The sequence below is a fragment of the Streptomyces sp. SAI-127 genome, from assembly GCF_029894425.1.
In the GTDB taxonomy this organism is placed as follows: Bacteria; Actinomycetota; Actinomycetes; order Streptomycetales; family Streptomycetaceae; genus Streptomyces.
The window spans coordinates 5,148,422-5,161,832 of the sequence record NZ_JARXYJ010000001.1 but is presented as its reverse complement, the minus strand read 5'-3'; the positions used below and the strand labels follow the sequence as shown (position 1 = coordinate 5,161,832).

Annotated in this window: 12 protein-coding genes; 3 read left to right on the top strand and 9 right to left on the bottom strand. The window is 69.3% G+C overall.

The window, feature by feature from the left end; genetic code table 11:
• Nucleotides 1-73 precede the first annotated feature (73 nt).
• From M2157_RS23620 to M2157_RS23595, 6 genes are all read right to left on the bottom strand, one after another.
• Nucleotides 74-247: a hypothetical protein gene (locus tag M2157_RS23620; RefSeq protein ID WP_280863624.1), complete on the bottom strand. Its 174-nt coding sequence runs from the start codon at nucleotides 245-247 to the stop codon at nucleotides 74-76.
• A gap of 28 nt (nucleotides 248-275) precedes the next feature.
• Nucleotides 276-1,316 carry a glycosyltransferase family 2 protein gene (locus M2157_RS23615; RefSeq protein WP_280866152.1) on the bottom strand — a complete coding sequence of 347 codons (1,041 nt, stop codon included), beginning with the start codon at nucleotides 1,314-1,316 and terminating at the stop codon, nucleotides 276-278.
• A 264-nt stretch (nucleotides 1,317-1,580) separates the two neighbouring features.
• Nucleotides 1,581-1,832, bottom strand: coding sequence for a DUF6458 family protein (locus M2157_RS23610; RefSeq protein ID WP_266516562.1), 252 nt, complete (start codon nucleotides 1,830-1,832; stop codon nucleotides 1,581-1,583).
• 67 nt (nucleotides 1,833-1,899) lie between these two features.
• On the bottom strand, nucleotides 1,900-3,219 hold the full coding sequence (locus tag M2157_RS23605; RefSeq protein ID WP_280863622.1) for a M18 family aminopeptidase: 1,320 nt from the start codon (nucleotides 3,217-3,219) through the stop codon (nucleotides 1,900-1,902).
• 87 nt (nucleotides 3,220-3,306) lie between these two features.
• The gene (locus tag M2157_RS23600; RefSeq protein ID WP_280863621.1) at nucleotides 3,307-5,148 is read right to left on the bottom strand and encodes an acyl-CoA dehydrogenase; all 1,842 of its coding nucleotides are present in this window, start codon (nucleotides 5,146-5,148) and stop codon (nucleotides 3,307-3,309) included.
• 129 nt (nucleotides 5,149-5,277) lie between these two features.
• The gene (locus M2157_RS23595; protein WP_280863620.1) at nucleotides 5,278-6,117 is read right to left on the bottom strand and encodes an intradiol ring-cleavage dioxygenase; all 840 of its coding nucleotides are present in this window, start codon (nucleotides 6,115-6,117) and stop codon (nucleotides 5,278-5,280) included.
• A 120-nt stretch (nucleotides 6,118-6,237) separates the two neighbouring features.
• Between M2157_RS23595 and M2157_RS23590 the strand changes: the two genes are divergently transcribed.
• A complete protein-coding gene (locus tag M2157_RS23590) occupies nucleotides 6,238-6,714 on the top strand; it encodes an SseB family protein (RefSeq protein WP_057608985.1) in 477 nt (158 codons plus the stop codon).
• Nucleotides 6,715-6,751: 37 nt separating this feature from the next.
• Here M2157_RS23590 and M2157_RS23585 read toward each other — a convergent pair whose 3' ends face one another.
• Nucleotides 6,752-7,489 (bottom strand): TetR/AcrR family transcriptional regulator C-terminal domain-containing protein, encoded by a 738-nt coding sequence (locus M2157_RS23585; protein WP_280866151.1) that lies wholly within the window; start codon nucleotides 7,487-7,489, stop codon nucleotides 6,752-6,754.
• Between the two features lie 145 nt (nucleotides 7,490-7,634).
• Between M2157_RS23585 and M2157_RS23580 the strand changes: the two genes are divergently transcribed.
• Nucleotides 7,635-9,128, top strand: coding sequence for an MFS transporter (locus tag M2157_RS23580; protein ID WP_280866150.1), 1,494 nt, complete (start codon nucleotides 7,635-7,637; stop codon nucleotides 9,126-9,128).
• Nucleotides 9,129-9,248: 120 nt separating this feature from the next.
• Nucleotides 9,249-10,220, top strand: coding sequence for a pirin family protein (locus M2157_RS23575; RefSeq protein ID WP_280863618.1), 972 nt, complete (start codon nucleotides 9,249-9,251; stop codon nucleotides 10,218-10,220).
• A 193-nt stretch (nucleotides 10,221-10,413) separates the two neighbouring features.
• On the opposite strand, the gene M2157_RS23570 is transcribed toward M2157_RS23575, so the two are convergent.
• Entirely contained in the window at nucleotides 10,414-11,088 is a 675-nt protein-coding gene (locus tag M2157_RS23570) for a Bro-N domain-containing protein (RefSeq protein WP_280866149.1), read from the bottom strand.
• A 65-nt stretch (nucleotides 11,089-11,153) separates the two neighbouring features.
• On the bottom strand, nucleotides 11,154-13,280 hold the full coding sequence (locus M2157_RS23565) for a SpoIIE family protein phosphatase (protein WP_280866148.1): 2,127 nt from the start codon (nucleotides 13,278-13,280) through the stop codon (nucleotides 11,154-11,156).
• Between the last annotated feature and the right edge of the window lie 131 nt (nucleotides 13,281-13,411).

Below are 13,411 nucleotides of genomic sequence, written 5' to 3'. Positions count from 1 at the left end.
CAAGGGTTGTACGTGATGCCGGCGCGCCACCCGACGAGGCCCGCCGCGGTACGGCGGGCCACCCGGTCTGCCTTCAGGAGTGCTGCGGTCGCCGCCTCCGCGGAACCAGCTTGTACAGCGCGACCCCGGCCGCCACCAACGTCGTGGCGGTCACCAGCATCGCCATGCTGTTCAGCCACAGCCCGGTCGCCGCGAGCGTGGCGCCACCGGCCCCGGTCGTTCCCGCGCCGATCACTCTTCCGTACATGATGTTTCTCCTTTGAGGGACTTGAGGGTCACGTGGCCACCCACTTCTCCTCGCTGCGGCGCAACAGGCCCCACAGCGAGGAGAAGTAGACGGCGTGCTGGAAAAGGTCGTAGAGCATCTCGGGGATCATCAGCGCCGCCACCAGCACGGCACGCGGCCCGGCCCGGCGCACGGAGACCGTCTTCTCGACCACGAAGAGGAGCCCGATCGCGGTCCAGAAGGGCGAGAAGCCGGGCCAGCCGTACAGCGTGGTGTACGTGACCATGTAGGTCAGATAGACCAGGAAGGACAGGGCGCCGAACCCCATGAGGAACTGCTGGATGAAGTAGCGGGTGGTGACACGGGTCCAGCCGTAGTCGCGCAGGTTCTCCAGCGCCCCGCGCTGCCACCGCAGCCGTTGGTGCCACAGCTTGCCCAGAGTGGGCATGACCTCGGTGGTGACCGCGCAGCCGGCCGGGGACATGGTCCGGTAGCCGAGGGTCTTGACCGCCTTGGTCATCTCGTCGTCCTCGGTGAGCGAGGCGAGACTGTAGTAGGCGTGGCCGCCGCCGATCACTCCGTCGCGGCGGGCCGCGCGCACCTCGCGCAGGACGCGGGCGCGGAACATGGTGCCGGTGCCGGTGAGCACCTGGGCCTTGCCGCCGGTGCGCTCCAGTTCCCAGGCGTAGCGGTGGAACTCCATGCGCTGGAGCAGCCCGAGCATCCCGCCGCCGTCCTCGCCGTAGAAGACCCCGCCTACGGCGCCGACCTTGCGGTTGAAGGTGCCGAGCGCGGTCTCGCTGAACCACGGGCTGAGCACCGTGTCGGCATCCTGCACCAACAGCAGGTCGCGGTCGTCGAGATGGGGGAGCACCCAGGCGATGGCCTGGTTGAGGGCGCCGGCCTTCTTGTGCGTGTTGCCCTGGGTGACAAAGACCTGGGCGCCGTGCGCGACGGCGATCTCGGCGGTGGCGTCGGTGCAGTTGTCGGCCACCACGACGATCAGGTCGGGACGCCGGGTCTGCCGCCACAGGCCCTGGATCGCGTCGGCGATGCGGTCCTGCTCGTTGTGGGCCGGTATCAGCGCCACCAGGCGCTGCGGGCCGTCGAATTCGTCGGGTGCGGCGTGCGCGCGCGGCGAGCGGCATGCCGGTGGGGGCGCGGAGATCCCGGATCGGGCGCCGCGACCGTCGTCGTGGGGTGGAGCACGGGGAGCCCCCGGGTGTGCTGGTGGTTCACGCCCGGCACTGCTGACCCCCCGGGCTCTCAAGGATCCCGAGTCTTCACGACTTTCACACAAGCGCACAAGTCAACCCAGATCACAGATTGCTCAAGGTTGTCCTATGAATCCGACTTAAACGCCGTATCCGTCGGAGTATCCGTCCCGGCGCCCGTGTCGCTCTTCCTCGATGACCGTCGGCGTGGTGGGCGGTACCACTACGCGCCGCCGCCGCGCGATGCTGCTGAACGTCGTGACGCCGATCAGCCCCACGATCATCAGGATGACTCCGACCAGGTCGAGGTTGACCCCCTGCATGTCCCAGTCGGTCGCGAACGTGAGGATGGCTCCCGCGGCGATGAGGATGATGCATCCGCCGAGGCCCATGAGTGTCGCCTCCTGTCCGGTCCGGTCGTTCCGGCCCGCACTCGCGGGTACCCCCACTCCGCGTGAACTACCCCTCCAGGAACGCGACCAGCGCGTTGGCGAGCAGATGCGGGTCGTCCGCGCCGCACAACTCCCGGACGCTGTGCATCGACAGGATCGCCACACCGATGTCGACCGTCTTGATGCCGTGCCGGGCCGCGGTGATCGGGCCGATGGTCGTGCCGCAGGGCATGGAGTTGTTGGAGACGAAGGACTGGAAGGGCACACCGGCCTTCTCGCAGGCGGCGGCCCACACGGCCCGGCCCGAACCGTCCGTGGCGTAGCGGTTGTTGACGTTGACCTTGAGGATCGGGCCACCGTTGACGCGCGGGTGGTGCGTCGGGTCGTGCCGCTCCGCGTAGTTCGGGTGCACGGCGTGCCCGGTGTCGGAGGACAGACAGACCGTCCCCGCGAAGGCCCGCGCCCGGTCCTCGTACGACCCGCCGCGCGCGAACACCGAGCGCTCCAGGACCCCGCCGAGCAGCGGCCCGTCGGCGCCCGTGTCCGACTGCGAACCGTTCTCCTCGTGGTCGAAGGCGGCGAGGACGGGGATGTACGGCAGCTTCGAGCCGCCGGCCACCGCGGTCAGGGCGGCCACCCCGGCGTGCACGGACAGCAGGTTGTCCATGCGCGGGCCCGCCACCAACTCCTTGTCCCGGCCCAGGTAGGCGGGCGCCTCCACGGAGTGCGTCATCAGGTCCCAGCCGGTCACCTCGCCCGCGCCGAGCCCCAGCTCCTCCTCCAGGAAGGCGATCAGGTCACCCTCGCGCACGTCGTCGCCGAGACCCCAGATGGGCTGCAGATGCCGCTGCTTGTCGAGCTTGAGCCCCTCAGCCGACACCGCGCGGTCCAGGTGGATCGCCAGCTGCGGCACCCTGAGCAGCGGCCGGTCCACGTTCACCAGCCGCGTCGAACCGTCCCGCAGGGTCAGCCGGCCGGCCAGCCCCAGGTCACGGTCGAGCCACGAGTTCATCAGCGGCCCGCCGTAGATCTCCACGGCGACCTGCCGCCAGCCGTGCGCCCCGATGTCCGGCAGCGGCTTGACCCGCAGGTTCGGGGAGTCGGTGTGCGCGCCGACGATGCGGTACGGCGTGTGGGGCGCCGCGCCCTCGGGGACGTACCAGGCGATGATCGCGCCGCCGCGCAGCACGTACTTGCCGCCGCTCCCCGAGGCGGAAGTCCCCGCTGTCTCCGCGTCCCAGGCGTCCGTCTCCGAGACCTGGCGGAAGCCGGCCTTCTCCAGCCGCTCGGCGGCGTTCGCCACCGCGTGGTACGGCGTGGGGCTCGCCGCCAGGAAGGTCATGAGGTCGTCGGTGTGGCCGCGGTCGAGGCGGTGGGGTGCGCTCATGGGTTCACCTTAACGACGTACGAGAGCCCGCTCCCGGCGATGCGGAGCGGGCCCTCGTGAGGTCGTGTGCAGCTGTACAGGTGTGTCCTAGAACGCGGCCTCGTCCAGCTCCATCAGGTCCAGCTCGACGCCCTCGGCGATCTTGCGGGCCAGCGTCACGCCGGGCAGGACGTTGGCCGCGAAGAACTTCGCCGCCGCGATCTTGCCGGTGTAGAAGGCCACATCTTTGGAAGACACAGCCTTGGCGGAGGCGGTCTCCAGCTTCTCGGCCGCGATCGCGGCGCCCTTGAGGAGCAGATAGCCGACCACGACGTCACCGGAGGCCATCAGCAGGCGGCTGGTGTTGAGGCCCACCTTGTAGATGTTCTTGACGTCCTGCTCGGTGGCCGCGAGGTCGGTCAGCATCAGACCGACGATGGCCTCCAGCTCCACGGCCGCCTTGGCCAGGTGCTCACGGGCACCCGCGAGGTCCTCGCCGCCGGTGCCCAGCGCCAGGAACTTCTTGATGTCCTCGGCGAGGGAGTTGAGGGCCGCGCCCTGGTTGCGGACGATCTTCCGGAAGAAGAAGTCCTGGCCCTGGATCGCGGTGGTGCCCTCGTACAGGGTGTCGATCTTGGCGTCGCGGATGTACTGCTCGATCGGGTACTCCTGGAGGAACCCGGAGCCGCCGAAGGTCTGCAGCGACTGGGCGAGCTGCTCGTAACCCTTCTCGGAGCCGTAGCCCTTCACGATCGGCAGGAGCAGGTCGTTCAGCGCGTGCTCGGTCTTGGTGTCCTCGCCCGCGGCCTCCTTGACGGCGATCGCGTCCTGGATCGAGGCGGTGTAGAGGACGAGCGCGCGCATGCCCTCCGCGTACGCCTTCTGCGTGATCAGCGCGCGGCGCACATCGGGGTGGTGGGTGATGGTGACCTTGGGCGCGGTCTTGTCCATGAAGTTCGCCAGGTCCGGGCCCTGGACGCGCTCCTTGGCGTACTCGAGGGCGTTGAGGTAGCCCGTCGACAGCGTGGAGATGGCCTTCGTGCCGACCATCATCCGCGCGAACTCGATGATCCGGAACATCTGGCGGATGCCGTCGTGCTTGTCGCCGATCAGCCAGCCCTTGGCGGGGTGCCGGTCGCCGAAGGTCATCTCGCAGGTGTTGGACGCCTTGAGGCCCATCTTGTGCTCGACGTTCGTCGCGTACACGCCGTTGCGCTCGCCGAGCTCGCCGGTCTCGAAGTCGAACAGGTACTTCGGGACGAGGAAGAGGGACAGCCCCTTGGTACCGGGACCGGCACCTTCCGGCCGCGCGAGCACGTAGTGAAGGATGTTCTCCTCCATGTCGTGCTCACCGGACGTGATGAAACGCTTGACGCCCTCGATGTGCCAGGAGCCGTCCTCCTGCTGGACCGCCTTGGTACGCCCGGCGCCGACGTCCGAACCGGCGTCCGGCTCGGTGAGCACCATGGTGGAGCCCCAGGTCTTCTCGACCGCGATCCGAGCGATCTTCTTCTGGACCTCGTTGCCCTCGTCGAAGAGGACGCCGGCGAAGGCGGGGCCGGACGAGTACATCCAGACCGCCGGGTTCGCGCCGAGGATCATCTCCGCGTACGACCAGATCAGGGACGGGGGCGCCGTCGTGCCGCCGATCTCCTCGGGCAGGCCGAGCCGCCAGTACTCGGAGTCCATGAAGGCCTTGTAGCTCTTCTTGAAGGACGCCGGGACCGGCGCGGTGTTCGTCTCCGGGTCGAAGACCGGGGGGTTGCGGTCGGCGTCCGCGAAGGACTCCGCGAGCTCGTTCTCGGAGAGTCGGGTCAGCTCCTCGAGGATGCTCTTGGCGGTCTCGACGTCCATCTCCGCGAACGGACCGGTGCCGTACAGCTTGTCCCGCCCGAGTACTTCGAAGAGGTTGAACTCGATGTCGCGCAGATTCGACTTGTAGTGCCCCATGGCGACGGCTCCGTTAAGAGTTCGGCGAGGCACGTCGTTCCTCGCGCTAGTTCACATACCAACAAGTAGCTACGATGATGCTACCCGTCGGTAATAAGGCGCAACCCCGATCCGGCCATCTGTGACGGTTCACACCGCGATGGTCAGCGTGGCGGTGTACCCCTCCGCCACGCTCCCCTTCACCGCCGCGAGCTGCTGGTCGTGGCCGTCCCTGAAGACGCTGTCCGACTCCAGCGAGAGACGGTCGAGGTTGTCCACGCTGCTCTCGTAGCCCTCGGTGGCGTACACCGTGTCGCAGACGTCCTTCGGGAGCGCGAGCTGCGAGGTGCTGGTGATCGAGGTGGCCGTGGTGGCGTCCGCGAGGCTGCCGTAGACCTCGAAGTGGATGTGCGGCCAACGGCCGGGGTAGCAGCCCGGGAAGACGCTGGTGAAGGTGACCTGTCCCCGCTCGTCCGTCTCCTGGACACCGCGCAGGTAGTTCTCGTCGGCGACGCCCTCGGTGTACAGCGAATAGCCGCCCTCGCGGTCGCAGTGCCACACATAGACGGCCGCGCCCCGCTTCGGGGTCCCGCAGCCGGAGGCGGCGTCCACGACCGTGAGCGTGAAGGTCAGGGGGACTCCCTCGGCGGTGCCGCCCGCGGAGTCGCCGAAACTCCTGGTGATGTCGCCGCGGACGACCCCGCTCTCCTTCAGCACGTTCACGCCGTTCGAGCCGTCGCCGGGGTAGGGCCCGGCGGTCTCCTCGGGGACGGTGGCGCACTCGGCGGAGCTCGCTGAACCCGCCGCGCTCGCCGAGGGCGAGGAGGTGTCGTCGGCGGTGCAGCCCACCAGGGGCACCAGGCCCGCCCCCACTCCCGCCATGAGCCGGATCATCCGGCGGCGGGCGAGCACGGGAAGGTCGTAGGAGAGCCCTCTGTCGTGCTCGTGGATCTCGTCCTCATGGACCTCGTCGTCGTGATGTCGGCGCATGGATCGACGCTACGAGCGGGAGTCGCCACAAGCCCAGGGCCGGCGGCTGTCGGGTCGCTGTCGGTTTTCCGGATGCCGGTAGCCACCCGCCGCGCCCACCCCCTCGGTACTCTTACGCCCATGTACGGCTACGACCAGAGCGCTGGTGCCCAGCAGCAGTACGGCGTCCCGCCGCAGCAGCCCATGGCCGGCGGTGTGGGCGGGTACGGCCAGCAGCCGCCGCTGTACCCCGAGCCGTCCCCGCCCTCCCTCGCGGACGCGGTGCGCGCCTTCACCACCGGCCAGATGTCGGCCGAGGACTTCCAGCAGGTCTTCGCCACGTCCAAGGTCTACTGCCCGCGCGGCGACAACCCCGGATTCCTCGCCCTGCACAACACCCAGCAGCCGGTGATCCCGATGTTCACCACCCTCAAGGAGCTGCGGCGGTACGCGGGCAAGGAGTCCAAGTACTTCGTGATCACCGGCGCCGAGGTCCTCGACCTGCTGCCTACCGGGTACGGATTCGTCCTCGACATGGAGGGTGAGCACCGGATCGTCTTCGACGCGAAGGCGGTGGAGCAGATGGTGGAGTTCGCCATGCGGAGGATGTACGGGTAACGCGCTCAGCGCTCCGCGGGTTCAGGTGCCCGAGGGCTCAGGAGCCCGGTGTTTCAAGGCGCAGTGACAGGCCGTCCAGGACGATGTCCAGGGCGGCCTCGAATTTCGCGTCCCTCAGCGCCGCCGGGTCCGTGGTCGCCGCCTCCTCCGTCTCTGAGTAGCCCTGGGACAGGTGGCTGTGAGGGGCCGTGGCCTGCTGCACCGCGGGCAGCAGGCGGGCGATCAGGCCCGACTCGGAGTCGCCGGAGCGGGCGACCGTGGTGAGCCAGGCGGCCTCCGTGGTGCTCATGCCGATCACATACGACAGCACCGCGTCGATCGCCGTGCCGGGATCGGGGAATCCGGCGGCCGTGAAGAGAGCCGCCAGCCGCTCCGAGTAGGACATGAGGTTGGGGCCGAGATAGGCGAGGCCCGCCTGGCCGAGCACCGGCGGCAGCCACGGATGCCGCAGAGCCGTCGTACGGAAGGACCGGGCCGCCTCCGTGACGGCCGCGCGCCACTCGGGACCGTCCGCCGACGGGACGTGGATCTCCGCGGCGACCTCGTCCACCGCCAGCTCCATCAGCTCGTCCTTCGTGGCCACGTGCCGGTAGAGGGAGGCCGCGCCGGCGTTCAGCCGGGTGGCGAGCTTGCGCATGCTCAGCGCCTCGACGCCCTCCGCGTCCAGCATGACGATCGCCTCGCGCACGATCGCGGCACGGCTGAGCGCCGGCTGGTCGGACTCGCGCTGGGGGCGGGCCCAGACGGAGGGGATGGGGCTCGGCTTCGTCGTCATCGGTACTCCTTCTTCCGCGGCCCGACCTGCTGCGTACGTCGTTCGCATCGAGCGTACATCAATCGGAGTTTGCGTACATCGTTCCGCTGTGCGTACAGTGTTCGCAACGAAGGAACGGTGTTCACGAAGTCGGAGGGGAACCGTCATGGACGACGCCTTGAAAGCCCGCAACCCACGCCGCTGGTGGATTCTGGTCGTGCTCTGCCTCAGCAGCCTGGTCCTGGTCGTCGACAGCATGGCGCTGACTGTGGCGGTGCCGGTCATGACCGAGAAGCTCGGGGCGAGCGCCCAGGACACCCAATGGATCCTGGACTCCTACATCCTGGTCTTCGCCGGCCTCCTGCTCACCTCCGGCAGCCTGGGCGACCGGTTCGGCCGCCGGAAGGTGATGCTGATCGGGCTCCTGCTCTTCGGGGCCGCCTCACTCGCCGCGACCTGGTGCACCACGCCCGGCGAAGTGATAGCCGTGCGCGTCGCGATGGGCCTCGGCGGGGCGCTGATCATGCCGTCCACGCTCTCGATCCTCATCACCGTCTTCGACGAGGACGAGCGCGGCAAGGCAATGGCGGCCTGGAGCTCGGTGGCGATGCTCGGTCTGGTCGGCAGCCCGGTGCTCGGCGGCGTTCTGATCGACCACTTCTCCTGGCAGTCCATCTTCTATCTGAACGTGCCGGTCGTGGTCCTGGCGATCGTCGCCGGTCTGACACTGATGCCGGAGTCGAAGGCGCCCTGGCAGAAGGCCGACCCGCTGGGCGCCGTGCTGTCGGCGGCCGGGATGACCGCCCTCGTCTGGTGGATCATCGAGCTTCCGCAGCACGGAGTGTGGACGGCAGCCCTGCCCGTGGCCCTTGTGTCCCTGGCCGGCTTCGTCATCTGGGAGAACGTCACGAAGTCCCCCATGGTCCCGCTGGTCCTCTTCAAGCACCGCGACTTCAGCGGCGGTTCGCTCTCGCTGGCCCTGGTCCAGACAGGCAACGGCGGTCTGCTGCTGGTGCTCACCCAGTACCTCCAGTTCGTGCTCGGCTACTCACCGGTCAAGGCGGGCCTGGCCTTCCTGCCCCTGGCGGTCACGGCCCTGCTGGGCAACGGCGTGGGCGTGAAGCTCGCCGCGAAGCACGGCAACCGGTGGGTGATCCTCGCGGGCATGCTGGTGATGGCGGCCTGCTTCGCCCTGCTGACCACGGTCACGGCGGACTCCGGCTTCACCGTCCCGGCCGTCGCTCTCGGGCTGCTCGGGCTCGGCGCGGGTCTGGCGATGCCGGCCGCGGTGGCGGCCCTGATGGGTACCATCCCCGAGGACAAAGCGGGCGTCGGATCGGCCCTGAACGACACCGTCCAGCAGGCCGGCACCGCGCTGGGCATCGCGATCCTGGGTTCCCTCCTGTCGAGTGGCTTCGCGAGCCGGATGCCCGAGGGGACGCCGGAGCAGTCGAGGCACTCGATAGCCGCGGCGGTGGCCCTGAAGGATCCGGGGCTGGTGACGGCGGCCCGCGAGGCCTTCACCGCCTCCATGTCCATGACCTTCACCGTCAGCGCGATCGGTGTCCTGGCGGCGGCGCTGCTGGCGACGCTAATGATGCGGGACGGTCGGCGGACAGCGGAGAAGACGGCTGATCGGGAACCGGAGCTCGCCGCCTGACCTCTTCAGGGGGTGCGGCGTCTCGCGGAAGCCTGGAGGGAATGTCCTCCGGGCTTCTGCCGTTAGAGGTGGCAGAAAGTTCAACGCTCAACTAAACTCGAACCACAAGGAGGTACCGACATGCCTGCAGTGACTGTCGACAACCCGCTGACCCTGCCTCGCGTGGCCGCGACGGCGGACGCGGTGGCCCGTCCCGTCCTCGGCGTGACGACGGCGCCGAGTGGTTTCGAGGGCGAGGGCTTCCCGGTGCGACGGGCGTTCGCCGGGATCCATTACCGCCACCTCGACCCGTTCATCATGATGGATCAGATGGGCGAGGTGGACTACGCGCCAGGGGAGCCGAAGGGGACCCCCTGGCATCCGCACCGCGGCTTCGAGACCGTCACCTACATCATCGACGGGATCTTCGACCACCAGGACTCCAACGGTGGCGGCGGCACCATCACCAACGGCGACACCCAGTGGATGACGGCCGGTTCCGGTCTCCTCCACATCGAGGCTCCGCCGGAGGCGCTCGTCATGTCCGGCGGTCTCTTCCACGGCCTCCAGCTGTGGGTGAACCTGCCGGCCAAGGACAAGATGATGGCGCCGCGGTACCAGGACATCCGGGGTGGCAACGTGCAGCTCCTGTCGACCCCCGACGGTGGCGCGCTGCTCCGCGTCATCGCCGGTGAGCTGGACGGTCACCAGGGCCCCGGTATCACCCACACCCCGATCACGATGCTCCATGCGACGGTGGCACCCGGCGCCGAACTCACACTCCCGTGGCGTGAGGACTTCAACGGACTGGCGTACGTGCTGGCGGGCCGCGGTTCGGTGGGTGCGGAGCGCCGGCCGATCCAGCTGGGCCAGACGGCGGTCTTCGGAGCCGGCGGCTCCCTGACGGTCCGCGCGGACGAGAAGCAGGACTCCCACACGCCGGACATGGAGGTCGTCCTGCTGGGCGGCCGGCCGATCCGCGAACCGATGGCACACTACGGTCCGTTCGTCATGAACACCCGTGAGGAGCTGCAGCAGGCCTTCGACGACTTCCAGAAGGGACGGCTGGGGACGATCCCCGCCGTGCACGGGATGTCCGAGGGTGGCCTGTAGGGGCTGCGAGGACGAGTACGGTACGACAAGGCCCGAAGTCGCAAGATCGGATTGCGGCTTCGGGCCTGTTCTGCACGGGCGCTGACGGGCTACGGCAGCACGTAGAACGGTGCGCCGTCAGGAGCCCGGCCCACCTGCCGCACGCACCCATGCTCGGACAGCAACTCCAGGCAATCGCGGACGCGGTCGGGTGTCAGCCCTGTGCAGACGGCGATCTCCTCCACGCTGTAGTCGGCCCCGCCGTGCAGCAGCGCCGGGGCCAGGTGGGCGGCCACGGTGTGGATGTCCTCGGTGACACGAGGTTCCTGGTCTTCCAGTTGTTCAGGAGCTGTTCGGGCGTCAATTCCGGTGCCTGGACCGGGCGGGCTCGGTCGGTGGGACGTCGGAGGGTCTGGGCGATGTCCCGCAGCACCTCGACGATCGCGGTCTGACTGTTGTTGATCTGCCGCAGTAGTTCGTCCGTCCGGATGCTCCGCTGTTCGAGCGCGACGAGGCCATCGGTGATCTGCTGCGGCATGACGTAGGCCGTGCAGTCGGCGGGGGCGGGCTGGACGGCCGCCGGTTTCAGGGCGTGGGAGCCGTCGCGCTGGATGGTGGCGATGACCTCCGAGACCCACGCCTTGAAGTGCCGGGAAGCGGGCTTCGTGCAGCCGTTGACCAACCGGATCAGACCCTGGAGATCCACCAGGTTCATGTCTCGTCGCCACTCCCGACCTGCGGGAATGCTGAGAGTGTGCCTTCCAGTCACACTCTCGAGAAATTCTCGGTGTTCTTCGGGAACGTGGTCCAGCAGTGCCTTTCGGGTGGTGATGTACCCCAGCTCTTTGCACACGTCCACCGCCGGGAACCAGTGCGTCCCATCCGGCATCGTTCGATTCGGCCGCCGTCGTGGAGCCGCGGATCCAGCCCGTAGTTGCATGAGCCGCAGGCGCGCTACTCCGAGGCCTCGCCCGAGGTCTCGTAGAGCTCGAACCAGATGCTCTTGCCCTCGCCCTGGGGGTCCACGCCCCACAGGTCCGCGAGCAGCTCGATCAGCATCAGGCCGCGGCCCGAGGAGGCCAGTTCGCCGGGGCGGCGCTTGTGCGGGAGGTCGTCGCTGGTGTCGGTGACCTCGACGCGCATCCGCCGGTCGCCCGCCTCACCGCGGACCTCCGCGAGCAGCAGCGCGTCCGCGTCGGTGTGGACCAGGACGTTGGTCAGCATCTCGGAGAGCAGCAGGACCGCCGAGTCGATCTGGTCGGCTGAGGGCCAGTCGTGCAGCAGTTCGCGCAGTTGCTGGCGGGCCACGCCGACCCGTTCCGGTTCCGCCTGGGCCACCGAGAGCATCGTGCGGCGGACCGTCGGCGCCGCGAGGGCCGTGTCCCCGCAGCCGCAGCCCTCCCCCAGCCGGCACAGCAGCAGGAGCGCGATGTCGTCCTCGCGGCGGTCGGCGAGGGGGCCGGTGGTGTGGTGGGAGGAGGGGCCGTGGACGGCCTGGACCAGGGCGTCGGCGAGTTCCTCCAGGCCGCCGTCGTGGGCCTCCAGGATGGTGCGGATGCGCTTCCAGCCGGTCTCGAAGTCGTGGCCGCCGGTCTCGATCAGCCCGTCGGTGCAGAGCATGAGCGTCTCGCCGGGCTCCAGGACGATCCGGGTCGTGGGGTAGTCGGCGTCCGGGTCGATGCCCAGCGGGAGGCCGCCTTCGGTGTGGCGGGCCAGGACCGTGCCGTCGGCCATGCGGATCGCCGGGTCGGGATGCCCGGCCCGCGCCACCTCCAGGACGCCGGTCACCGGATCGGCCTCGACGTACAGGCAGGTCGCGAAGCGCATGTCGGAGGGGTCGTCGACGCCGTACGTCATGCCGTTCAGGAAGCGTGAGGCGCGGGAGAGGACCGCGTCGGGGCGGTGGCCCTCGGCGGCGTAGGCGCGCAGGGCGATCCGGAGCTGGCCCATGAGGCCGGCCGCTCGCACGTCATGGCCCTGGACGTCCCCGATGACCAGGGCGAACCTGTCGTTGGGCAGCGGGATCATGTCGTACCAGTCGCCGCCGACCTGGAGGCCGCCGCCGGTGGGGACATAGCGGGCGGCGACGGTCATGCCCGGTATCTCGGGGCCGAGGGTGGGGAGCATCGAGCGCTGAAGGCCGTCGGTCAGCTCGCGTTCCGACTCGGCGAGGCCCGCGCGGGACAGGGCCTGGGCCAGCATCCGTGCCACCGTCGTGAGGACCGAGCGCTCGTCCGGTGTGAACGCGACCGGGTAGGCGAAGCCCGCCATCCACGCGCCCATCGTGCGGCCGGACACCGTCAGCGGCAGGAACGCCCAGGACTGGCGGTCGAAGCGCTGGGCGAGCGGCCAGGTGACCGGATAGCGGGAGCGGTAGGCCTCGGGGCTGGAGAGATAGACGGCACGGCCGGTGCGCACGACCTCGGCGGCCGGGTAGTCCGTCTCCAGGGACATGTGGGAGAAGGGGCTCTCGTCTCCGGGCTGCTGTCCGTGGTGGCCGATGATCGTCAGGCGGTCGCCCTCGACGCCGAAGACGGCCAGGCCGTCGGGGCTGAAGCCGGGCATGGACAGGCCCGCGGCCACCCGCAGCACCTCGGCGGTGGAGCGGGCCTCGGCCAGGGCCCGGCCCGCGTCCAGCAGGAAGGCCTCGCGGGAGCGCCGCCAGTCGCCGGTGACCGCGGTGCGTCCGGCGGGGGTGCCGGGCACCGGTTCGGTGACCTCCTGGAGCGTGCCGATCAGCTCGAAGGACTTCTTCTCCGTGTCGTACGACGGCTTGGAGCGGCTGCGCACGGTACGGATCACCCGGCCCCGCTCGTCCATGACCCTGATCCGGACCTCGGCGAGCGTGTCCTCGGCGACGGCGAGACCGACGACGCTGATGATCTCGTTCCAGTCGACCGGGTGGAGACGGGCCCGTGCCTGGGCCTCGGTGAGGGTGGCCCGTTCGGCGGGCAGCCCGAGCAGCCGAGCTGCCTCGGCGTCGACCGTGACCAGCTCGGTGGCGGTGTTCCAGTGCCACAGGCCGGTCGCGAGGGCGGTGAGGACGTCCCCCACGGCGGGCAGGGGCTCACCAGTGCGCATTGCCCCACTTTAAGAACAGGAGTTCCCGGAGTGCCACTGTTGGCCGAGTTGTAATGGTGGGAAGCGGTCCTGGGGGCCCCGGTAGGCTTGGGGGAGTTTCACGTGAAACAAACCCCGATCCGCGAAGGCTG

Excerpts from the sequence above, each read along its gene's own strand:
- M2157_RS23620 (WP_280863624.1), bottom strand. The coding sequence starts at position 247 with ATGTACGGAAGAGTGATCGGCGCGGGAACGACCGGGGCCGGTGGCGCC.
- M2157_RS23610 (WP_266516562.1), bottom strand. The coding sequence starts at position 1,832 with ATGGGCCTCGGCGGATGCATCATCCTCATCGCCGCGGGAGCCATCCTC.
- M2157_RS23605 (WP_280863622.1), bottom strand. The coding sequence starts at position 3,219 with ATGAGCGCACCCCACCGCCTCGACCGCGGCCACACCGACGACCTCATG.
- M2157_RS23600 (WP_280863621.1), bottom strand. The coding sequence starts at position 5,148 with ATGGGGCACTACAAGTCGAATCTGCGCGACATCGAGTTCAACCTCTTC.
- M2157_RS23595 (WP_280863620.1), bottom strand. The coding sequence starts at position 6,117 with ATGCGCCGACATCACGACGACGAGGTCCATGAGGACGAGATCCACGAG.
- M2157_RS23590 (WP_057608985.1), top strand. The coding sequence starts at position 6,238 with ATGTACGGCTACGACCAGAGCGCTGGTGCCCAGCAGCAGTACGGCGTC.
- M2157_RS23585 (WP_280866151.1), bottom strand. The coding sequence starts at position 7,489 with ATGACGACGAAGCCGAGCCCCATCCCCTCCGTCTGGGCCCGCCCCCAG.
- M2157_RS23580 (WP_280866150.1), top strand. The coding sequence starts at position 7,635 with ATGGACGACGCCTTGAAAGCCCGCAACCCACGCCGCTGGTGGATTCTG.
- M2157_RS23575 (WP_280863618.1), top strand. The coding sequence starts at position 9,249 with ATGCCTGCAGTGACTGTCGACAACCCGCTGACCCTGCCTCGCGTGGCC.
- M2157_RS23570 (WP_280866149.1), bottom strand. The coding sequence starts at position 11,088 with ATGCCGGATGGGACGCACTGGTTCCCGGCGGTGGACGTGTGCAAAGAG.
- M2157_RS23565 (WP_280866148.1), bottom strand. The coding sequence starts at position 13,280 with ATGCGCACTGGTGAGCCCCTGCCCGCCGTGGGGGACGTCCTCACCGCC.